Origin of the sequence: Nocardia salmonicida NBRC 13393 (assembly GCF_001613085.1) — a bacterium.
Taxonomy (GTDB): Bacteria; Actinomycetota; Actinomycetes; order Mycobacteriales; family Mycobacteriaceae; genus Nocardia; species Nocardia salmonicida.
This window is the reverse complement of record NZ_BDBR01000070.1, coordinates 1-21942: the sequence shown is the minus strand read 5'-3', so window position 1 is coordinate 21942 and position 21942 is coordinate 1. Positions and strand designations below refer to the sequence as shown.

Sequence of the window (21942 nt, the reverse complement as noted above, 5' to 3'; positions counted from 1 at the left end):
CCAGCCTGTGCACGAACCACCTGTGCACAGACCAGCCTGTGGATGAATCTGTTGGTGAGTCGGTGGATGAACTGTGAGTACCGGTGGAAACTGCGGTTATCCACAACCACGTGCGGTTGTGCACAATTCGCGACGTCCACCGATCACAGCGAGCCGGACTGCTTCAGTTCGAGGTATTCGTCGGCCAGCGCCTCTGGCAGTTCATCGGGGGCCGCGGCCACCACGGCCACCCCGCGCCTGCGCAGTGATTCCTGCACGAGAGCGCGTTCGGCCAGCACGGTTTCGGCGGCGGCCGCCGTGTAGACCGCCGAACGATCACGGGCAGCAGCGGCGATGTCAGGATCGGTGACGGACACGATCAGCACCCGATGACGACGCGTGAGCGTCGGCAGTGCGGGCAACAGGTGCTCGGTGACGGTCGGCCCGTCGAGACTGGTGAACCACACGATCAACGCCCGCCTGCGAACCCGCGAGATCACGGTGCGGACCAGCCCGTCGGTGTCGGTGTCCACCAGCTGTGGAGTAACCCCCGCGAGGGTGTGCATAAGTTTGAGAGGCAGCTGATTGCCGCCGACTCCACTCACTTCCGCGCGCACTCGCCGGTCGTAGGCCATCAGGTCCACGGTGTCGCCGGCGGCCGCGGCCAGCCCACCGAGCAGCAACGCCGCTTCGATCGCACTGTCGAGTCGGGTTCCCTCGCCGACCCGACCCGCACTGGCCCGCCCGGTATCCAGAACCATCAGCATGTGGCGGTTGCGTTCGGGCCGCCAGGTCCGCACCAGCACGTCGTTGGCACGTGCGGTGGCCCGCCAGTCGATGCTGCGCACGTCGTCGCCCGCCACGTACTCGCGGAACGAATCGAACTCGGTGCCCTGCCCGCGCGTATCGGCGACATTGCGCCCCTCGAGATGATGCAGCCGCTTCACTTTCGAACGCAGCAGCCGCTCACTGCGAAACGCGGGCAGCGCGCGCACCCTGGCAGGCACCTCGACGCGGCTCTGCCGTCCGGCCAGCCCCAGTGGTCCGAGCAGTCGAAGCGTCACCGGACCCGCGACCCGATCACCGCGATAGATCGGAGTCAGGCTGGTACGCAATCGGATTCGGGTGTGCGGGGCCAGATCCAGGTGCCTGCCGTCGATCTCGGCACGGGCACTGTCGGGCCAGGAGTCCCACAGCATGCCGCGCACGGTGGCCGGGCCGGAATTGGTGACCACCAGTTCCACCTCGGTGCCGCGACCGAGCCGCACCACCGTCAGCGGATCACGGGTCAGCGACAGCGAATCCGCGCGCGCGGTGAGCGCGACATCGGTCAGCAGCAGCGCCAGCAGCACCGCGCACGCGCCGAGCACCCCGACCACTGTCGGCACCACGAACATCACCACCGCCGCCGTGACGGTGGCGAGCAGCGCGAATCGGCCTGTGACCACCACGTCGCTAGACCGGAACCGGCACCGAGACCAGCAACGACGAGAGCACGCCTTCGGCGCTCACCCCGTCCAGCTCGGCCTCCGGCCGCAACTGCAGGCGATGCCGAAGTACCGCCATCGCCACCGTTTTCACGTCGTCGGGCGTCACATACGTGCGCCCGTTGAGCCAGGCGAAGGCACGGGCGGCGGCCAGCAGCGCGGTCGCGCCGCGGGTGGACGCGCCGTGCGCGACAGCGGGGGAGGAGCGGGTGGCACGGCACAGATCCACGATGTAGGCCAGCACCTCCGGGCTCACCGCCACCTCGCCCACCGCGGCGCGCGCGGCCGCGATGTGCCCGGGCCCGGCGACCGGCCGCAGCCCGGCGGCGCCGAGATCACGCGGATCGAAGCCGCTCGCGTGGCGTTGCAGGATGCGGAACTCGTCGTCGCGGTCGGGCAGACGGATGTCGACCTTGAACAGGAACCGGTCGAGCTGCGCCTCCGGCAGCGGATAGGTGCCCTCCTGCTCGATCGGGTTCTGCGTGGCGACCACCACGAACGGATCGGGCAGCGCACGCGGCTGACCGTCCACCGAAACCTGGCGCTCCTCCATCGATTCCAGCAGCGAGGACTGGGTTTTCGGTGGGGTGCGGTTGATTTCGTCGGCCAGCAGCAGGTTGGTGAAGACCGGGCCCTTGCGGAAGGTGAACTCGGCCGAATGCGGATCGTAGATCTGGGATCCGGTGACATCGCCCGGCATCAGGTCCGGGGTGAACTGCACGCGCGCGTGGTCGAGCGCCAGCGAGGTGGCCAACGCGCGCACCAGCAGCGTCTTCGCCACGCCGGGAACACCTTCCAGCAGCACATGCCCGCGGCACAACAGGGCGAGCACCAGGTACAGCACGGCCTGGTCGTTGCCGACCACCGCCTTGCCGATCTCGGTGCGCAGCGCGGCCAGCGCCGCGGCGGCTTCCTGTGCGCTCGGCGCTTCCAGCGCGACAGCGTCCTTGGAAATATTTGTCATCCGAGCTCCGTCTCGATCCATTCGAGGTGTGCGGCAACATAATTGAGAGTCGTCTCGTCCGGCACGTCACCGAACAGGACAGTGCCGATCTGTTGAGCGGGGACGCCGAGTCGACTCGACACGACTGCGACGAGTTGATCGTCGGTGAGCTCGCCGCCCAGCCGAGGCCTGATCCGGCGCAGCGTCGCGGCGCGCAGGATGTGCGCCACATGGGCCCCGTCGCCGGAGCGCCGGTACAGCCCCGCCTGCCCCGCGAGCAGCTCGTTCGCGGCGACCTCGACCGGGCGCGGCTCGCCGACCAGCGCGCCACGCCTGCGTGCTCGCCACCAGATCAGCGCCGCGAAGGCGAGCAGGAACTGTAAACCGCCGAATGCCAGCCAGCCGGGCAGCCGGGTGAAGATCGAGTCCTTGCCGCTGCCGAAATCGAGGTCGCTGTCGTCGGGCGGCGGTCTGTCGGGCGGGTCCGGCGGGTCTGGCAGGTCAGGGGTGTCGGGCGCGTTGGGGGCGCCGCACGACTGCATGGTGGCGTAGATCAGCAGCGCGATGGCGAGTCCGGCGGCCAGCGTTGCCCAGAAACGGGGGCTGCGCAAGATACCGGGCAGCGGCGGAAGTTTCCTGCGCTGCTTGGGTTCTCGTTCGACGACCTCGATCTCGAGCGGGTCGAGTACCGGCGGCGGCGCGGATTGGGAGTACCGGTCGGCGTACTCGAGACGGCGGTACTCGTCCTCGGTGGCCGCGCGTCCGCCGTAGACGACTTCGTCGAAGCTGCGTGCCGCCGGATGCAATTCGGTGGATTGCTCCAGCGGGAGTGCGGTGGTCGCGTCGTCGGCGGTCTCCTGCGCCGTGCGTGAGCGGCGCACCGGCAAGCTGCCGTCCTGTTCGAGTCCGCGCAGGACGGCGCGGAAGCGTTCGCGCAGGGCGCGGTCGTAATCGCGTCGGCCCGCGGCATTCTCGGCGGCGGCGCGGTGTTCGGCGGCGGCGCCGAGGCGCGGCCGCGGTGGGACGCCGCCGGGGGAGTCGGTCACCGGCGATCACCAGGGATTCGAATGTCCATGCCTTCCCGGACGCAGCGCCTGCTGATGTAGCAGAGCACGCGGCTGGTCGCCTCGACGATCTCGCTCACCGTCACCACCAGCAGGAACCCGCCGACGAGCAGGGTGATGACAGCCCAGCGGTGGGTGCCGGAGAAGTCGGAGAGGAAGAACGGAATACCGAACGCGGGCACCGCGAGTACGGCGAAGATGCACCGCTGGGTGAGCCACAGACCCGCCGTCGACCAGACGCCACCGTGCACGAGCTCCTTCGAACGGGCCACGCCCACACCGAAACCCGCGTGCTCGGCAACGATCACCGGTTCGGCGACGAACCGTCGCGCCCGCACGTGCGAGAGCCAGATCAGCGCGAGCGGGTAGGTGATCACCAGAATGCTGCCGAGCAGCAGCACGCCGATACCGGTGAGCGTGAACATGATCTGCGCCAGCGCCAACGGCATCGCCCGTCGGCCCGCGGCCCGCAACCCGTCGAGCACGCCGTAACGCACCCCGTGGAAATCGGCGAGTCCGATGGCGACGGTCGTGCCGCGCAGGACCAGGCGCACCAGCCACACACCTGCCGCGGTGGCCAGGATCGCGGCCCACGCGGTACCCGCGTCGGAACCGTCGGTGAGGTGGGAAACCAGCCCGGTGAGCCCGAGCACGCCGAGCACCGCCAGCACCAGCGCACTGCCGCCGAGCACCGCGAAGGTCCGCAGATGGGCCTGGATCAGGGCGAACGGCTCATCGAGCAATTCGCGGAAACGCAAGGGGCGGATCGGCACCGTCGGCGGTGTTGGCGGCCCCGGCGCAGGCGCCCGTGCCGGATCGACTCCCGCCCCGACGGCGCCAACCGTTTCGACGGCGGGACGCACGGGCCCGAGTGTAGTCAATCCCACCCGAACCACCCGGTCATGCGTACTGCGCCCTACCGAACGTCAGCGGATCCACGCCCGGCGGAGGCGCGCTCGTCGGCCCGCTCGGACAGCCTCGGCAGCGCGACCTGCGTGGGCTTCAAACGCCCACGCAGGGTGACCGTCTCACCGAGAATCCACTGCGCGGATTCGGAGTCGGCGGCGGCGGCGAGCGTGGTCGCCGACGTGAGCAAACGTTCGTCGTACTGCTTGGACAGCTCACACAGCCGAGCGGCCTCGTTGACCGCATCACCGATCACCGTGAACTCGTACCGGTTGTGCGTACCGACATTGCCCGCGACCACCCGTCCCGCCGCGACGCCGATCCCCGCGTCGAGATCGGACGCACCATGCAATCGACGCTGGATCGCCCGTCCGCACGACAGCGCCGAGCCGGCCAGGTCGTCGAGCGGAGCCGGAGTGCCGAACACGGCCAGCGCCGCGTCGCCCTCGAACTTGTTGAGCAGCCCCCCGTGGCGTTCCACCTCGTCGACGACGATGTCGAAGAACCGGTTGAGAATGCCGACGATCTCGGGCGCGGGCAGGGTGGCCGCCATCGTGGTCGAGCCGATGATGTCGATGAACAGGGCAGCGGCCTCGGTTTCGGTGCCGCCGAGCACCGGCTGGGAGGCGATCGCCGCCATCGCGACATCGTGGCCGACGTGCTTGCCGAACAGGTCCTCGATCATCGCCCGCTCGCGCAGGCCGTGCACCATCGTGTTGAAGCCGCTCTGCAACTCGCCCAGCTCGGTGCCGTCGTAGAGGGCGATCTCGGCGTCGAGGTCACCGTTCTCCACGCGGCGCAGCGCCTGGCGCACACCCTTGATCGGGGCCACCGTCGCCGCGACGACCTGGGCCATCAGGATCAACCCGAACACCAGTGCCGAGCCGCCGAAGCAGAGCATGCACACCGCGAGCCTGGCCTTGCTCACCGCGGGATCGGCCAAGGCCCAGATCGCCACCGTCATCGTCAGCGTCACCGGTACCCCGACGCCGACGAACCACGACAGCATGGTCCGGCCGAACACGCCGATGCCGCGGCGGCGGTGCGGGTCGGCGGCCAGCACGCGCGCGGTCACCGGACGCAGCGCGAATTCGATGATCAGATAGCTGTTGGCGCACACCACGATCGCCGCGGCGCCGATCGCGAGGACGACCTTGGGGATCAGCGCCGGTTCGAGCACTCCGTAGACAATGGTGAGCGCGGTCAAGGTCAGCGTCCACAGGAGGGCCTGCTGCAGCACCATCCAGCGCGGCGCCGACACGGTGACCTGCTGTTCGGCCGGCGTCGGCACATGCTCGGGGTCGGTGGCCCAGCCCATCGATCGCACACCGGCCACGGTGCCCCACGCGGTGCCGACCGCCAGCGCGAGGGCGGCGCACAGCGGCGTGAAGACGCTGTTCACCAACAGCAGTTCCTGGGTGAACACGGTCGGTCCCGGCAGCACGAAGCCCGCCAGCACCACCACCATCGTGATACCGATCAGATTGGCGATGAGCAGCGGAATGGTGAGCAACAACTGCACTCGAACGCGCCGGGCCGTCGACTTCTCGTCGGCTGGTCCGAGCAGCGGAGAGCCCCACGGCGCCGATCCCGCCGCGCGTGTCGATCCATCGCGGTTGATCACACTCGAACTGTAAACCGGCGAAACGACCAGTGACCACAGAGTTGCGTAGGTCACTATTGGAGTCAGGTTGCTATACCAACTGGTGGCGATGGCTTTTGTGAGCCTCCACCGGCCCAGCGGTCGTGTCGTTGTTTACAGCGGAGTTCGGTGTACAAGCGTCCACTCAGTGTGCGCGCTCGTGGGTCGTCAGCGTTGCAGCAGCCGGTCGACGACGGCGCGGTAGCGCGCGGGCTCGATCTGCGGCAGGCCGAGCAGGGCGCGCAGGTAGACCCCGTCGCCGACGAGGCGGATGGTGTCGGCGCGGACGGGGTCGTCGACCTCGGTCTCGAGGTTGTCCGACCAGGCCGCCATCACCGCGTCGAGCGCGCGCTGCACCTCGTCGGGTTCGCTGCCCGCCGAGGCGTCGATGGTGCGCATGGTCGCCAGCAGCGAGCGGTACAGGGCGAGTTCGACGGCATCGGCCTGCGCGGTGGGATCGGGGGTCTGGAGGTACCACTCGGCGATCGAGCTCCCGCTCGCCCTGGCTTCGTCGAGTTGGGTGCGGGCACGCTCGCCGAGTCGATGCACCAGCCCGACGAGCAGCGCGTCCTTGCTCTTGAAGTGGTAGAGCAGTCCGCCCTTGGACACCCCCGCCGCCGCGGCGACATTGTCGAGGGTCATCTGGGCCGTGCCGCGTTCGAGCAGCAGGGTTTCCAGGGCGTCGAGGATGCGATCGCGGGTGCCGGGGCTCACAGCGCTCACTGTACCGTCTGGACGGTATTCCTGTTACTGTACCGGCTGGACGGTTTACCAACCTGAAAGTCGAGAGACCGATGAACACCCCCACCGCACTCGCCCCGTCACACGCCACCCCGCGTGAGTGGGCGGGCCTCGGCGTACTGGCCCTTGCCCTACTGCTGCTCGCCGTCGACGCGACCGTGCTCGACCTGGCCGTGCCCGCGATCAGCGCCGACCTGGCCCCGAGCACCCCGCAGCTGCTCTGGATCATCGACGTGTACTCGTTCGTGCTCGCCGGCCTGCTGGTCGTGATGGGCAACCTCGGCGACCGGATCGGCAGGCGCAGACTGCTGCTGATCGGCGCCGTCGGCTTCGGCGTCGCCTCTGCGCTGGCCGCATGGGCGGTCTCGCCCGAAATGCTGATCGCGGCGCGGGTCTTGCAGGGTGTGGCCGGTGCCACACTGATGCCCGCCACGCTGGGGCTGATCCGCTCGATGTTCCAGGACGCGCGTCAGCGCACGATGGCGATCGGCGTGTGGAGCGCGATGGCCGGTGGCGGCGCCGCGGCTGGTCCGCTGGTCGGCGGCTGGCTCCTCGAACACTTCTGGTGGGGCTCGGTGTTCCTGGTGAACCTGCCGGTGATGCTGGTGCTGCTGGCACTCGCGCCGCTGCTCATCCCCGAATCACGTGACCCGAATCCGGGCCGGTTCGACGCGCTCAGCGCGCTGCTGTCCATGCTGGCGCTGGTCCCGGTGGTCTACGCGGTGAAGGAAACCGCCGCGCACGGTCCCATGGTGAGTGCGCTACTGGTCGGCCTGGTCGGTGTGATCTCGGCTGTGCTGTTCGTGCGCAGGCAGCGTCGCCTGACCGATCCGATGCTCGACCTGCGGCTGTTCGAGCTGCCGAGGTTCCGGGTCGCGGTGTTCACGAACCTGCTCGCGGTGTTCGCCCTGGCAGGCGTGCTGTTCTTCGGCTCGCAGTATCTGCAGTTGGTTCTCGGCCGCACGCCCTTGCAAGCGGGTCTGCTGATGCTGCCCGGACTCGCGGCGAGCGTGCTCGGCTCGCTGGCGGCTGCCCTGCTCGTACGGCGCTGGCGTGCGACGGTCGTGCTGGCCGGTGCGCTGGTGGTCGCGGCGTTGGGCACGGCGGCGTTCCTCGCGGTCGACGTGGTGAGCGGCGCCGAAGCGTTCGTGCTCGGTTTCGTCGGAATCGGTCTGGGCGCCGGCGTGGCCATGACGGTGGCCGCCGACCTGGTCGTCGGATCGGCTCCGGCCGAACGTGCCGGTGCGGCCGCGGCGATCTCGGAGACCGCCTACGAGACCGGTCTCGCACTCGGTGTCGCCCTGCTCGGGAGCACCGTGATGGCGATCTTCCGCCGTGGCCTCGACCTGTCCCTGCTGCCCGACGACGCGGTGGCGACCGCATCGGGTTCGCTCAGTGGCGCGGTCGAGGTGGCTGCCGAGCTGCCCGCCGCGGTGGCGCAGGAGTTCCTGTCCTCGGCGAATCAGGCGTTCGTCAGCGGCATCCATCTGACGGTGGTCGGCATCGTCGCGGTGCTGTTGTTCGCGGCCTACAGCGCGGTCCGGACGAAGACCACGCGCGGCTGAGCGGGAGTTCGGGACAGCGGGCGCGGCCTGCTGTCCCGACTCGTGCGATCAGCGGGCGGGCGGCAGCTGACGACGACCGCCGGGGAGCTCGCCCGCGCCGCCGCCGGGAAGCTCGTCGTGGCCCTGTGCCTCGGGCAGACCGTTGCCCTGTCCGGCGGGCAGGGCGGTGTAGGTCGGCGCCGACTGGTACTGACGCGGGTCCGGGTGGAAGCGGCTCGACGGCGCGTCGACCACGTTCGAGGCGATCTGCTGGGCATAGGGCTGGTACGGCTGCTGCGGGTAGGCGCCGGGCGGTAGGTAACCCTGCGCGGGCTGTCCCTGCAGCTGGTATCCGGCGGGAACCTGCTGCTGCGCCGAGGAATCCTGGGTGTCGACGGTGACCTTGCGCGAGCGGCGCAGCGTGAACGTCACCTCTTCGACCTCTTCGAACGCCTGTCGCGCGGTCCGCATCGGGTGGGTGGCCGAGTCGAACGCGTTGGCCACGAACGAAGGCACCAGCGGCCGAATCCAGCGGGCCGCGGTGTCGGTGAACGGCACTGTTCCGATGATCGGCAGTTCGAGGCCGCCACCGCTGGTCGGCGCGGGCGCGGGGGCCTGCTGAGCAGGGGCCTGGTGCGCGGGGACGAGCGTCCCGGCGGGACCGGTGGGCAGCGCGTGCTGGACATAACCGGCGGGCAGCTGCGATGGCACGTTCGGCTCCAGAGACACGGAGTCGTCCTTTCGATGCGGCTCGGAGAACCCGAGCTCGAAACCGCCGATCGCGGCGATGATCCTGGTGCGCTGACGTTCTCGATCGATCACGGTATCGGCTTCGATGGCCAGTTGCGCGGCGGTGAGCTCGTGTTCGGCGCGCAATGCGGCCGTCTCGGTGCGAACCTCGGCGCGTTTCACCGCGATGGCGGCGTCGGCTTCGCGCTGGGCCCGGTCGGCCACGTCCGCGGCGTCGACCCGGCGGTCCAGCGAGGTTTCCCCGCGCCACCAGCGCAACAGCAGCGGCAGCAGGGCCGCCACGATCCCCGCGAGCAGGATGAGAAGGCGCAGGGCAGCGGCCCCCGCGTGCGAAGCGGTGTAGCTGTTCATGGCCAGCCAGCGGGCGCCGAGACCACGGTCGCCCTCGGCGATCGCGCTGGTCCGCGCGGCGGCGAGGGTGGCGGACTCGGTGCGAACCCGCTGGTCGAGGCCCTCGACGCGGCCCTGCGCCGTGGCGAGCTGTTTGCGGGCGTCGTCGAGCATGTCATTGGCGGTCTGGGTTTCCGGACCGCGACCGGGCACCCCGGTGATCCTGGTCCGCGGGCATTCCGAGGTGGGGTTGTACTCGCACCGGGCGATGACCAGCGCGCGGTCGATATCGGCCTGCGACTTGGCGATGCTCAGGTCGAGCGCGGCGCGGTCGGCGGTGGCCAGGTCGAAGGTGGTGCGGGCGGCGACCACGGCGGGCGCGTTCTCGGCGCCGGCTTGGGCGCGCACATCCAGTTCCCGGTCGACGGTCCCGCCGAGCAGCACGGTGGCGGCGAGTTCGGCGACGAACACCCCCGCCAGCACCCCGACCCCGATCCGGGCCGCGACGCCGAACCGGTCATCGTCGGCCCCGGGATGCGTGGTCGCCAGCGCCCGCCCGAGCGCGCCCGCCGCGCCCGCGACGACCAGCGCGAACAGCACCGCGCCGACCACGCCGACATCGGCGGCGAGCAGCGCGCACAACGCGACGAGACCGGCGATCAGCGCGAACGACGACACTGCGGCACCGGTGACCAGATAACGGCCTTGTTCGTGGCTGAAAGCCAGGTCAGCACCCGTTTCAGGGTCCCGGCGCCGAGACGAGGCGAGGCCTCCGCCGAGCCAGGTGAGTAAGCCGGTCATGAATTCTCCCCGGGTCGTGCGCTCCACTGGGCATGGCGAAACTGGTAGGCATGGCAAAACTGGCATGGATTCGTTGTGTCAGCGTGACAGGCCGGACACCGACACACCGAGTGCCGAGGTGCTGCTTGTGGTCAGCCTCACAGTCGAGTGAGTCCAGCCATCGCGTCGACCGAGATATTTCCGTGCCCACCTCGGCGTGTCGTACGCGGCGAGCCGGGCTCTACCGCCGTCCGCGCCCGATTTGTGTCGAACGACACTGCCAGAAGTTAGCCAGAGGTGTGCTGTGGCGCACATTTCGCAATACAGACCGTACGGTCGGCTGACTGGCGCGCTTGTGGGGGCCCGTGTCGGGAATATCTCACAGTCCCCACCCCCGGTTAGCGGAGGTGGGAGGTTTGACCAGGGCATCTGTAGGGAAATCTGCTGCGGTGCAGGTGAGTTCAGCTTTCGACCCCGGGTCGGCGGCTGATTCGAGTCTGCTCGTCCACGGTGTTCACGCAGGTAGGAACGGGTTGTCCGGGATCGATCCGGTCCCCAGTCTGCTTTACACTGGACGACGCGCGCGACGATGCAAGCAGCCGTTACAAACCCCAGCTAGACGGGTTACTTAGCACAACCTTAGTTGGTTGGGTCTGCGGTCTGACTTATCGTTTGCTCTTACGCCGAACACACCCATGTTCGGCCAACCACCTGTTCGAGGCCCGGTGAAACCGGGCCAAGAGTAGCGGGTGAAACCCCGCGCAGAGGTAAGGGAGAAGTAAGCATCCCGTTACCTCTGAGCACCCCAACTACGTCAACGCCGCAAACCACCACCGTCGCTGGTTTCGGATCGTACGGACGCAGTCTTGACGGAGGCGAAACGACGAAGGGCCCACGCTCAGCTTGCTGGGTGGCCGACATCGACAGCCGACTTTCTTGAAGGCAGAGGCATGACGCAACTTCCTGGCCACAGGTCACCCGGAGTCACCGGGCTCTACGATCCGGCATTCGAACACGACGCCTGCGGCGTCGCGTTCGTCGCCGATATGCATGGACGACGCAGTCGAGACATCGTCGACAAGGCCATTACGGCCCTCCTGAACCTGGAGCACCGCGGTGCTGCGGGTGCCGAGCCGAACTCCGGCGACGGCGCGGGCGTCCTGATCCAGCTCCCGGATAAGTTCTTCCGCGCGATCATCGCCGAAAGTGCCGCCCCCTTCGAGTTGCCGCCGGAGGGCTCCTACGCCTCCGGTATCGCCTTCCTGCCGCAGGCCCGTCGCGAAGCCGCGCGTGCCGCCTACGGCGTCGAGAAGATCGTCACCGAAGAGGGCCTCGCCGTACTCGGCTGGCGCGAGGTGCCGATCGACGAGTCCTCGCTCGGCGCGCTGGCCCGTGATGCCATGCCGACCTTCCGGCAGATCTTCATCGGCTCGCCGAAGAACTCCGCCGAGCAGCTCTCCGGCATGGACCTGGAGCGTCGCGCCTATGTGATCCGCAAGCGGATCGAGCACGAGCTCGGTAAGGCAGGCCCCGGTGAGGGCACCGTCGGCAAGGAATCGGTGTACTTCCCGAGCCTGTCCGGCCAGACCTTCATCTACAAGGGCATGTTCACCACGCCCCAGCTGCGTGCGTTCTACCTGGACCTGCAGGACGAGCGCGTCGAGTCGGCCATCGGCATCGTGCACTCGCGCTTCTCCACCAACACCTTCCCCTCGTGGCCGCTGGCGCACCCGTTCCGCCGGGTCGCCCACAACGGTGAGATCAACACCGTCACCGGCAACGAGAACTGGATGCGCGCCCGTGAGGCGCTGCTTCGCAGCGACGTGTTCGGCAAGGACGAAGCGGGCAAGGACCGCCTGCAGAAGATCTTCCCGGTCTGTACCCCCGGCGCTTCCGACACCGCGCGCTTCGACGAGGTGCTCGAACTGCTGCACCTGGGCGGTCGCGAGCTGCACCACGCCATCATGATGATGATCCCCGAGGCGTGGGAGCGTAACGAGAACCTCGACCCCGAGCGGCGCGCGTTCTACGAGTACCACTCGATGCTGATGGAGCCGTGGGACGGCCCGGCGGCGGTGTGCTTCTCCGACGGCACCAAGATCGGCGCCGTGCTCGACCGCAACGGTCTGCGCCCCGGTCGTATCTGGGTCACCGAAGACGGTCTCGTCGTGCTGGCCTCCGAGGTCGGCGTGCTCGACATCGATCCCGCGACCGTGGTCCAGAAGATCCGCCTGCAGCCGGGCAAGATGTTCCTGGTCGACACCGAGAAGGGGCGCATCGTCACCGACTCGGAGGTCAAGTCCGAGCTGGCCGCGGCGCAGCCGTACCAGGAGTGGCTCGACGCCGGCGTGAGCCGGCTGGCCGATCTGCCCGATCGCCCGCACGTGCACATGTCGCACGACCGCGTGCTGATCCGTCAGCAGATCTTCGGCTACACCACCGAGGACCTGAACCTGCTGATCACGCCGATGGCCAAGACCGGCGGCGAGGCACTCGGCTCGATGGGTACCGACACCCCGATCGCGGTGCTGTCGAACCGTTCGCGTCTGCTGTTCGACTACTTCTCGCAGCTGTTCGCGCAGGTCACCAACCCGCCGCTCGACGCCATCCGCGAGAAGGTCGTCACCAGCCTCAAGCGCAACCTCGGCCCCGAGGCCGACTTGCTGCACCCGGGCCCTGACTCCTGTCGCATGATCGCGCTCGAACAGCCCATTCTCGACAACGACGAGCTGGCCAAGCTCGTCCACATCAACGACGACGGCAGCCAGCCGGGCCTGCGCTCGGTGGTCGTGCGCGGTCTGTACCCGGTCGCCGAGGGCGGCGAGGGTCTACGCAAGGCGCTCGAGGCCATCAACACCCAGGTCTCGGCCGCCATCGACGGCGGCGCGCGCATCATCGTGCTGTCCGACCGTGAATCCAACGAGAAGCTGGCGCCGATCCCGTCGCTGCTGCTCACCTCGTCGGTGCACCACCACCTGGTGCGCGAGCGGACCCGCACCATGGTCGGCCTGGTCGTGGAGGCCGGTGACGCCCGCGAGGTGCACCACATGGCCCTGCTGATCGGTTTCGGCGCCGCCGCGATCAACCCGTACATGGCCTTCGAGACCATCGAGGACATGCTCGAGCGCGGTTCGCTGCAGATTCCGGGCAGCACCGGCGATCTGTCCGCCGACTTCCGCAAGGCCGTCGCGAACTACTGCACCGCGGCCAGCAACGGCGTGCTCAAGGTGATGTCGAAGATGGGCATCTCCACCCTCGCCTCCTACAACGGCGCCCAGCTGTACCAGGTCATCGGCCTGGCCCAGGACCTGGTCGACGAGTACTTCACCGGCCTGCGCTCCCCGCTGGGCGGCATCGGTCTCGACGAGATCGCCGAAGAGGTGGCCATCCGCCACCGCGTCGCGTTCCTGGAGAACCGCAACGAGCGCGCGCACCGCGAGCTCGAGGTCGGCGGCGAGTACCAGTGGCGTCGTGAGGGCGAGTACCACCTGTTCAACCCGGACACGGTGTTCAAGCTGCAGCACGCGACCCGCACCGGCCAGTACTCGATCTTCAAGGAGTACACCAAGCTGGTCGACGATCAGTCCGAGCGCTTGGCGGCGCTGCGTGGTCTGTTCAAGTTCAAGTCGAACCAGCGTGCGTCGATCTCCATCGACGAGGTCGAGTCCGCGAGCGAGATCGTCAAGCGTTTCTCGACCGGTGCGATGAGCTACGGCTCCATCTCCGCCGAGGCGCACGAGACTCTCGCCATCGCGATGAACCGCATCGGCGCCCGCTCGAACTCCGGTGAGGGCGGCGAGAGCCCCGCTCGCTTCGAGGTCGAGGAGAACGGCGACTGGCGTCGTTCGGCGATCAAGCAGGTCGCGTCGGGTCGTTTCGGCGTCACCGCGCACTACCTGACCAACGCCACCGACATCCAGATCAAGATGGCCCAGGGCGCCAAGCCGGGCGAGGGCGGCCAGCTGCCCGCGCACAAGGTGTACCCGTGGGTCGCCGAGGTGCGTCACTCCACGCCGGGCGTCGGCCTGATCTCGCCGCCGCCGCACCACGACATCTACTCGATCGAGGATCTGGCCCAGCTGATCCACGATCTGAAGAACGCGAACCCGCAGGCGCGGATTCACGTGAAACTTGTCGCGGAGCCGGGCGTCGGCACCGTCGCCACCGGTGTGTCCAAGGCACACGCCGACGTCGTGCTCATCTCGGGCCACGACGGCGGCACCGGCGCTTCGCCGCTGACCTCGCTCAAGCACGCCGGTGGTCCCTGGGAACTCGGCCTGGCCGAGACCCAGCAGACCCTGCTGCTCAACGGCCTGCGTGACCGCATCGTCGTCCAGGTCGACGGTCAGATGAAGACCGGCCGCGACGTGATGATCGCCGCCCTGCTCGGCGCCGAGGAGTTCGGTTTCGCGACCGCGCCCCTGGTCGTCTCGGGTTGCGTCATGATGCGCGTGTGTCACCTCGACACCTGTCCGGTCGGCATCGCCACCCAGAACCCGGTGCTGCGCGAGCGCTTCACCGGCAAGCCGGAATTCGTCGAGAACTTCATGATGTTCATCGCCGAGGAGGTGCGTGAGCTGCTCGCCGAGCTGGGCTTCCGCACCCTCGACGAGGCCGTCGGCCGGGTCGACCTGCTCGACACCGCCAAGGCCAAGCAGCACTACAAGGCCGCCAAGCTGGACCTGTCGCCGATCCTGGACATGCCGGAAACGGCGTTCATGAACCAGAACACCCGGTGCACCACCACCCAGGACCACGGTCTGGACAAGGCTCTCGACAACGAGCTGATCGCGCAGAGCGCCCCCGCGCTCGAGCGTGGCCAGGCGGTCAAGATCGAAACCAAGATCACCAACGTGAACCGCACGGTCGGCACCATGCTCGGCCACGAGGTGACCAAGCTCTACGGTGGCGCGGGCCTGCCCGACGACACCATCGACATCACCTTCACCGGTTCGGCGGGCAACAGCTTCGGCGCGTTCGTCCCGGCCGGCATCACGCTGCGGGTGTTCGGTGACGCCAACGACTACGTCGGCAAGGGTCTGTCGGGTGGCCACATCGTGGTGCGTCCGTCGGCTTCCGCACCGGAAGCCTTTGTCGCCGAGGACAACATCATCGCGGGCAACGTGATCATGTTCGGCGCCACCAGCGGTCGCATCCTGATCAACGGTGTCGCGGGCGAGCGCTTCGGCGTTCGCAACTCCGGCGCGACCGCGGTCGTCGAGGGTGTGGGCGACCACGCGCTCGAGTACATGACCGGTGGGCGCGTGGTCATCCTCGGTGACACCGGCCGCAACCTCGGCGCGGGTATGTCGGGCGGTGTGGCCTACGTCTACGACCCAGAGGGCAAGCTGCCCGGCCGGGTCAACCCGGATCAGGTCGACGCGATCGAGCAGCTCTCCGGTGACGACTTCACCTGGCTGCGCGACATCATCGCGACCCACCGCGACGAAACGGGATCGGCTGTGGCCGAACGCATCCTGAGCGACTGGTCCCAGCAGGTGAACCACTTCGTGAAGGTCATGCCCCGCGAATACAAGAAGGTTCTGCTCGCCATCTCCGAGGCCGAAAAGGCCGGTAAGGATGTCGACACCGCGATCATGGAGGCGGCTCGTGGCTGACCCACAGGGATTTTTGAAGCACACCTCGAGGGAAACCCCGGCCCGTCGTCCGGTCGAGCTGCGTCTGCTCGACTGGAAAGAGGTCTACGAGGAGAAGAAGTTCTCCCAGGACACCTTGAAGAACCAGGCCAGCCGCTGTATGGACTGCGGAATTCCCTTCTGCCACCAGGGCTGTCCGCTCGGGAACCTGATTCCCGAATGGAACGACCTGGTCTACAAGGGCGCGTGGCGCGAAGGCATCGACCGCCTGCACGCCACCAACAACTTCCCGGAGTTCACCGGCCGCCTGTGCCCGGCTCCGTGTGAGGCGTCCTGCGTGCTCGGCATCAACCAGGAGCCGGTCACGATCAAGCAGGTCGAGGTCGAGCTCATCGAGAACGCCTTCGACGAGGGCTGGGTCACCCCGGTGTACCCGACCCGTCTCACCGGCAAGAAGATCGCCGTCGTCGGCTCCGGCCCGGCCGGTCTGGCCGCCGCCCAGCAGCTCACTCGCGCCGGTCACACCGTGACCGTGTTCGAGCGTGACGACCGCATCGGCGGCCTGATGCGCTACGGCATCCCGGAATTCAAGATGGAGAAGTCGGTCATCGACCGTCGTCTGGCCCAGATGGAAGCCGAAGGCACCATCTTCAAGGCGGGCGTCAACGTGGGTGTCGACATCACCGCCGAGCAGCTGCGTGAGCGTTTCGACGCGATCGTGCTGGCCGGTGGCGCCACCATCGCCCGCGACCTGCCGATCCCGGGCCGCGAGCTCGACGGCATCCACCAGGCGATGGAATTCCTGCCGCTGTCCAACCGGGTCCAGCTCGGTGACGACATCGCCGACGCGGACGGCCTGCCGCCGATCCACGCCAAGGGCAAGAAGGTCATCATCATCGGCGGTGGCGACACCGGCGCCGACTGCCTCGGCACCTCGCACCGCCATGGCGCCGAGTCGGTCCACCAGTTCGAGATCATGCCGCGTCCTCCCGAGGAGCGCGCGGGCTCGACCCCGTGGCCGACCTACCCCCTCATGTACCGGGTCGCCTCGGCACACGAAGAGGGCGGCGAACGTCTGTTCTCGGTGAACACCGAGCGCTTCGTCGGCAAGGACGGCAAGGTCACCGGCCTCGACGCCCACGAGGTCAAGATGGCCAACGGCCGCTTCGAAAAGGTCGAGGGCACCGACTTCACCCTCGAAGCCGACCTGGTCCTGCTGGCCATGGGCTTCGTCGGCCCGCAGAAGCCGGGTCTGCTCACCGATCTCGGCGTCGGCTACGACGGTCGCGGCAACGTCCAGCGCGACAAGAGCTGGGCCACCAACATCCCCGGCGTCTTCGTCGCCGGCGATATGGGTCGTGGCCAGTCGCTCATCGTCTGGGCCATCGCCGAGGGCCGCGCCGCCGCGTCGGCCGTCGACAAGTTCCTCGAGGGCGAGACCGCGCTGCCCGCGCCGATCCCCCCGACAGCTGTCGCCCAGCGCTGATCGCGTAACCACCGAGGCGCCCGCGGACTTTTCGAGTCCGCGGGCGCTTTCGTGTTGCCGAGGGGATGCGTAGGGGGCTGAACGACGAAGTTACTCGATGGTTTCGATGGCTACGCAAACGACATGGCTGATCTTCCCTGCAGCACATAGACTTTCCGTGTCGAGGTGTACGGGAAGATCCGAGGGGGAGCTGTGCCGTTGCCGCCGGAAGCATTGGCGAACCTGCGTCGCGCCGCGGAGCGTGGTGACGGTACCGCTATGCACAATCTTGCCCACTTCTACCACGACCACAGCGATTTCGAGGCTGCCGAGCACTGGTTCCGGCGCGCCGCCGCCGCGGGACACACGCGCTCGATGAACAACCTCGCCGTCCTGCTCGATCAGTTCGGTGAACTCGACGAGGCCGAATCCTGGTACCGCCGTGCGGCGGCCGCGGGCAACTGCAACGCGATGTTCAATCTGGCCACCATGCTCTACCAGTGTGGTGGCCGTCGCGATGCCGAGACCTGGTACCACCACGCCGCCATGGCGGGACACGTCGACGCCATGTACAACCTCGCCCGGCTCTTCGAGGACCAGCACCGCCTCGACGACGCCGAAGCCTGGTACGGCGAGGCCGCCGACCACGGCGACATCGACGCCGTCAACAACCTCGGCATCCTGCTGCGTCACCGCGGCGCCACCACCGAGGCCCGGCGCTGCTTCCGGCGTGCGGCCGACCTCGGCCACCCCCGTGCCATGGCCAATCTCGCGGCGCTCCTGGAATCCCAAGGCGCCCACCGCGAAGCGGAAACCTGGTACCGCCGCGCGGCGGGCTGATCGCGCAATTCTCGAGCACATCGGTGTGGCAGTGGTGTGCGCCGAGTCAGGCGAGGTCTGCGAAGACGCTGATTCGTAAGTTCACCCGATGATCGCTGGAGAGTGGAAAAGGCGAGTGATCACCGGTTATGGCGATGGGCAGCGAATGATCGCAGAAGTTACTGAAAAGTATTGATACCGAGCGGTTTTCCAGCAACCATCAGCAAACATATTGTGCGGCAGCAATTTTCCGGCGTTCAAGATGCGGAGAATAGCGGCGGGGTATAACGTCTCGTCTCGATCAATAGTCGATGACGGTCGGGGGCTCGGTGAATTCGCTTGATGGGTGTCTGAAACGCATCATGGATATTCCCGGAGCGCGCAGTGCGACGCTGGTGGACGGGGCGAGCGGGTTGGCTGTCGCCGCCGCCGGAGAACACCAGGGCGTCGACGAGCACGAGGACGCGGCGGGGACCACCGATGTGGTACGAGCCGCGCTCGGGTGTCCGGCACTGGGGAGCTCCGATGACGACCTCACCGAGATCGTGGTGTGCCGGACCAGGGGGTTCCATCTCTTACACCTGGTCGACGGTGACTTCGACGGCAGGTTGTTCATGCATGTCGTATTCGACAGCGATACAGGAAATCTCGGGATGGCGCGCTATCAACTCAGATCGGCACTGGAAGATTTGACGGGCGGGAGCCGATGAGTGTCGCGCTCGCCGATGAATTGCATCGGCTCGGCGAAGAAGGGTCTACCGGAGTATTGCGGGCCGGGGACGGCGAATTCCACTTGGTCCGTGGCGCTATCGCCTCGGTGGGCTGCGGGCGCACCATCGGACTAGACCGATTGGTGGTCGAAGCCGGGGTGGCAACGGCGGAGGATTGGCGCCGCGCGGGCGCGGGCGATCCCGGCCCGCTGCTGGAACAACCGCAACTGGAAACCCTCGCGCTGCTGTCGGTCTTCGACGCTGCCTACTTTTTGCTGGCCTCGGCGGGCGAGCCGGAATTCCGCCCGACACCCGAACATTGGCTGGCCCCGGTCTGCCACATCGCCCCCCGCGCGCTTGTGCACGAATGCGAACGTCGCAACGACAACGACCACGGTCCGTGGTCGCCCGACCTGGTCACCACGGTCCCGGTAGTCCCCGCCCGCCGGGTCAAGCGAAACCGGGTGGTGATCACCGGAAGTCAGGCCGAAGTCCTCGCCGCCGCCGACACCCGCCGCAGCATCGCCGACATCGCGCGCGATCTCGGCCGCACCACCTACGGCTGCCTCGTCGCGGTTCGCGACCTCACCACAGCGGGCTTGATCGAGACCCCGGAGCCCATCCGGACCGAACAACCGCAGCGCGGACGTCATCTCGCCCTCGCCCCGGAACCGGCCGACCACCGAAGCTCGACACTTTCGACAACATCCGTGCCCACGCTGCCCAGACGTATTCCCGGCAGCGCGGGACCGACCCGTTTCCAGCAGGAGACGGGTGCACGAGCGGGCAGGCACGCGATCGACGAGGAAGCGACCGCGACCGCCCGACACCGTGGAGACCAGGGCCGAGCGGAACCCGAACGCTGGCGACAGGTCGACCGCGAAACACTCATCCGGCTCAGGGCGGCGTTGGAGGAGCTTGCGTGACCGTGCGGAAGAAGCTGCTCGGTGAATGGAGGGGTAGGTTGACCAAACCGGCGATGACCGCGCCTGAACCCAGGGCGCCCGAACACACAGCGCCCCAACACTATCCGGCCGTGCTGGCCGAATTGAAGGTGTTGCGCGAGCGGCTACCGCAGCTCACCGGGTCGCTGGTGGCCTCGAGCGACGGGCTGCTCATCGAACACGACCTACCCGTCCATCTGGAACCCGCGAGCATGGCCGCGCTGTCGGCCGCGCAGTTGTCGCTGTCGTATCGGCTGGCGAACGTCGCGCACGGCGGCGGGTTCAGCGAAGTCGTCGTGCACGGCACCGAGGGGCAGGTGGTGATCTACGCCGCCGGCTACACCTCGTTGACCGTGCTCGCCGGACCAGAAGTGAATGTCGGTCGGCTCCACCTGGAGTCGCGACCAGTAGCTCGCGCCATCGCCGGCCATCTGGCGGCGGCGCACTCGCCCGGGAACGACCTGGCGAAGATCGACGAATGAAAGGCACGATATGTCGAATATGGATCTGGCTCTGAAGGACATGATGGTGATCGAAGGCGCGATCGGCGCCGCGATCGTCGACTACAGCAGCGGGATGGCGCTCGGAATGCTCAGCAGCACCAAGTCGCTCGACCTACAGGTCGCCGCGGCGGGCAATACCGAGGTGGTGCGGGCGAAGATGCGCACCATCGAGCAGCTCGGTCTCAACGAGGACATCGAGGACATCCTGATCACCCTCGGCACGCAGTACCACCTGATCCGCCCGATGACAGGGCGCAAGTCCAAAGGGCTCTTTCTCTACCTCGCCCTCGATCGTGCCCGGTCCAATCTGGCGCTGGCGCGGCACAAGCTCAAGGGCATCGAAGAAGACCTGGAGGTGTGAGTTCCGCGAACAGGGGGTGAGTCGGCGGTGACGTGCCGCCGACATCTCGTCACTCCGGTGGCGTAGCCGTGGGTCCGTCGGTGCAAACTGTCATAAGATCGAGAGGTCGTGTGGCACGGGATGGCTCGTACGCCTATTCTGATTCGCGGCGAGATCTGGGGCCAAACGTCCTTAATCGGGGTTGCTCTCACATCGATGGAGCAAGGGTGAACTGGAGCGGTATGCAGGTGAAGAAGGTTGTCGCGGCTCTGGGAGCATCCGCGGCGATGATGTCCGGAATTGTTGTCGGCAGCACGAGCGCGAGCGCGGCGCCCGCCTGCCCGAGTCTGTATGTGGTCGCCATTCCCGGTACCTGGGAAACCGGCCACGAGAAGACCCCCGGCCCCGGTATGCTCGCCGGCGTCACCAACGGCCTACCGAGAAACACCGACGTCGACTACGTCACCTATGCCGCCACTGCCTTCCCCTGGGAGGGCGATGTCTACGGCAACTCCAAGAAGCAGGCGGTCGACGCCGCCCGCGGGCTGATCAGCGAGAAGCTGGCCGCCTGCGGCAACACCAAGGCCGCGATCGTCGGCTACAGCCAGGGTGCCGACGCCGCAGGCGATCTGGCCGCCGAGATCGGCACCGGCATCAGCCCGATCCCACAGGACCGGGTCGCCGCTGTCGGCCTCATCTCCGATCCGCGCCGTTCGCCGACCGATGTGCAGGTCGGCCCGTTCGCCCCGGGTGCCGGTGCCGGTGGCGCCCGGCCGGGTGGGTTCGGTTGGCTGAGCGATCGCACGCGCACGATCTGCGCGGTCGACGACCTGTACTGCGCGACCGCCAGCGACGACTTCGTGACGCGGTTCGCCGGGTTCCTCGCGCAGAGTTCGGATGCGAATCCGGCCAACCTGTGGCGCTACCAGCTCGAGGCCGGGGCGATCGTGACCGACCTGATGTCGCTCGGTGGCATCCCGACGCTGGGGGCGCAGCTGACGGACGCGGCCAACCAGAAGCGGGCCAAGGATCTCGAGCAGTTCTACCGGTCGCAGGCTCATACTCTGTACGGCAGTTACTCGGTGGGTGGCGGGCAGACCGCTATCAGCTGGATGCACAACTGGATCGCTCAGCAGGCCTGAGTAGTTCGGTGAGGGCCCGGTATCGCTTCGGTGGTGCCGGGTTCTTTCTGTTGGGACATGGGGTTCAGTAGTCCCAGGCAGGTTTGACGCTGTGTTTGTTGGCGCGCTGGCGCGCGCGGGTCCGCGGCCCCCACGGGCCGCCGGTCAGGCACCGTTGCTTGCTCCTTCGTCGCCTACGCAACGGCGCCTGACCGGCGACCCGGCCGCGGACCGGCCACTTCGTGGCCGCCGCTCCCTAGGGGTCGCGGGTGGTGGG

Annotated in this window: 16 protein-coding genes; 9 read left to right on the top strand and 7 right to left on the bottom strand. The window is 67.9% G+C overall.

The genetic code is table 11. The features are described from left to right. Nucleotides 1–143 precede the first annotated feature (143 nt). The 6 genes from NS1_RS37515 to NS1_RS37490 form a co-directional block, all read right to left on the bottom strand. Entirely contained in the window at nucleotides 144–1430 is a 1287-nt protein-coding gene (locus NS1_RS37515) for a DUF58 domain-containing protein (RefSeq protein ID WP_062992348.1), read from the bottom strand. Between the two features lie 4 nt (nucleotides 1431–1434). Next, on the bottom strand, nucleotides 1435–2430 hold the full coding sequence (locus NS1_RS37510) for an AAA family ATPase (protein ID WP_062992346.1): 996 nt from the start codon (nucleotides 2428–2430) through the stop codon (nucleotides 1435–1437). Continuing rightward, the gene (locus NS1_RS37505; protein ID WP_062992344.1) at nucleotides 2427–3455 is read right to left on the bottom strand and encodes a DUF4129 domain-containing protein; all 1029 of its coding nucleotides are present in this window, start codon (nucleotides 3453–3455) and stop codon (nucleotides 2427–2429) included. Before NS1_RS37505 ends, NS1_RS37510 begins: the two co-directional genes overlap by 4 nt. Further along, nucleotides 3452–4336, bottom strand: coding sequence for a hypothetical protein (locus NS1_RS37500; RefSeq protein WP_063816382.1), 885 nt, complete (start codon nucleotides 4334–4336; stop codon nucleotides 3452–3454). The genes NS1_RS37505 and NS1_RS37500 overlap by 4 nt, the downstream gene beginning before the upstream one ends. A 53-nt stretch (nucleotides 4337–4389) precedes the next feature. After that, nucleotides 4390–6003: an adenylate/guanylate cyclase domain-containing protein gene (locus NS1_RS37495; RefSeq protein WP_062992380.1), complete on the bottom strand. Its 1614-nt coding sequence runs from the start codon at nucleotides 6001–6003 to the stop codon at nucleotides 4390–4392. 186 nt (nucleotides 6004–6189) lie between these two features. Beyond that, nucleotides 6190–6735, bottom strand: a complete 546-nt coding sequence (locus NS1_RS37490) for a TetR/AcrR family transcriptional regulator (protein WP_056822528.1) — start codon at nucleotides 6733–6735, stop codon at nucleotides 6190–6192. An 80-nt stretch (nucleotides 6736–6815) separates the two neighbouring features. Here NS1_RS37490 and NS1_RS37485 point away from each other — a divergent pair, with 80 nt between their 5' ends. Further along, the gene (locus NS1_RS37485; RefSeq protein WP_062992342.1) at nucleotides 6816–8327 is read left to right on the top strand and encodes an MFS transporter; all 1512 of its coding nucleotides are present in this window, start codon (nucleotides 6816–6818) and stop codon (nucleotides 8325–8327) included. 48 nt (nucleotides 8328–8375) lie between these two features. Here NS1_RS37485 and NS1_RS37480 read toward each other — a convergent pair whose 3' ends face one another. Further along, the gene (locus NS1_RS37480; protein ID WP_062992378.1) at nucleotides 8376–10187 is read right to left on the bottom strand and encodes a DUF4407 domain-containing protein; all 1812 of its coding nucleotides are present in this window, start codon (nucleotides 10185–10187) and stop codon (nucleotides 8376–8378) included. Nucleotides 10188–11116: 929 nt separating this feature from the next. Between NS1_RS37480 and gltB the strand changes: the two genes are divergently transcribed. The 8 genes from gltB (at nucleotide 11117) to NS1_RS37440 (ending at nucleotide 21686) form a co-directional block, all read left to right on the top strand. Continuing rightward, entirely contained in the window at nucleotides 11117–15784 is a 4668-nt protein-coding gene (gene gltB, locus NS1_RS37475; RefSeq protein ID WP_062992340.1) for a glutamate synthase large subunit, read from the top strand. Next, nucleotides 15777–17249 (top strand): glutamate synthase subunit beta, encoded by a 1473-nt coding sequence (locus tag NS1_RS37470; RefSeq protein ID WP_056822517.1) that lies wholly within the window; start codon nucleotides 15777–15779, stop codon nucleotides 17247–17249. Before gltB ends, NS1_RS37470 begins: the two co-directional genes overlap by 8 nt. A gap of 192 nt (nucleotides 17250–17441) precedes the next feature. Next, complete coding sequence (locus tag NS1_RS37465) at nucleotides 17442–18068, top strand: tetratricopeptide repeat protein (RefSeq protein ID WP_062992338.1); 627 nt, start codon at nucleotides 17442–17444, stop codon at nucleotides 18066–18068. Between the two features lie 341 nt (nucleotides 18069–18409). Next, a complete protein-coding gene (locus tag NS1_RS37460; RefSeq protein ID WP_056822820.1) occupies nucleotides 18410–18757 on the top strand; it encodes a hypothetical protein in 348 nt (115 codons plus the stop codon). Next, nucleotides 18754–19683, top strand: a complete 930-nt coding sequence (locus NS1_RS37455) for a hypothetical protein (protein WP_062992336.1) — start codon at nucleotides 18754–18756, stop codon at nucleotides 19681–19683. The genes NS1_RS37460 and NS1_RS37455 overlap by 4 nt, the downstream gene beginning before the upstream one ends. Next, entirely contained in the window at nucleotides 19680–20183 is a 504-nt protein-coding gene (locus NS1_RS37450; RefSeq protein ID WP_235569873.1) for a roadblock/LC7 domain-containing protein, read from the top strand. The genes NS1_RS37455 and NS1_RS37450 overlap by 4 nt, the downstream gene beginning before the upstream one ends. A 10-nt stretch (nucleotides 20184–20193) precedes the next feature. Further along, on the top strand, nucleotides 20194–20565 hold the full coding sequence (locus NS1_RS37445; RefSeq protein ID WP_062992334.1) for a hypothetical protein: 372 nt from the start codon (nucleotides 20194–20196) through the stop codon (nucleotides 20563–20565). A 221-nt stretch (nucleotides 20566–20786) separates the two neighbouring features. Further along, nucleotides 20787–21686 carry a cutinase family protein gene (locus tag NS1_RS37440; protein WP_084504796.1) on the top strand — a complete coding sequence of 300 codons (900 nt, stop codon included), beginning with the start codon at nucleotides 20787–20789 and terminating at the stop codon, nucleotides 21684–21686. Nucleotides 21687–21942: the final 256 nt, after the last annotated feature.

Bases quoted from the DNA above. Each gene is read 5' to 3' on its own strand.
- NS1_RS37460 (WP_056822820.1), top strand. From the start codon at position 18,410: ATGGATATTCCCGGAGCGCGCAGTGCGACGCTGGTGGACGGGGCGAGC.
- gltB (WP_062992340.1), top strand. From the start codon at position 11,117: ATGACGCAACTTCCTGGCCACAGGTCACCCGGAGTCACCGGGCTCTAC.
- NS1_RS37440 (WP_084504796.1), top strand. From the start codon at position 20,787: ATGCAGGTGAAGAAGGTTGTCGCGGCTCTGGGAGCATCCGCGGCGATG.
- NS1_RS37510 (WP_062992346.1), bottom strand. From the start codon at position 2,430: ATGACAAATATTTCCAAGGACGCTGTCGCGCTGGAAGCGCCGAGCGCA.
- NS1_RS37455 (WP_062992336.1), top strand. From the start codon at position 18,754: ATGAGTGTCGCGCTCGCCGATGAATTGCATCGGCTCGGCGAAGAAGGG.
- NS1_RS37480 (WP_062992378.1), bottom strand. From the start codon at position 10,187: ATGACCGGCTTACTCACCTGGCTCGGCGGAGGCCTCGCCTCGTCTCGG.
- NS1_RS37485 (WP_062992342.1), top strand. From the start codon at position 6,816: ATGAACACCCCCACCGCACTCGCCCCGTCACACGCCACCCCGCGTGAG.
- NS1_RS37445 (WP_062992334.1), top strand. From the start codon at position 20,194: ATGTCGAATATGGATCTGGCTCTGAAGGACATGATGGTGATCGAAGGC.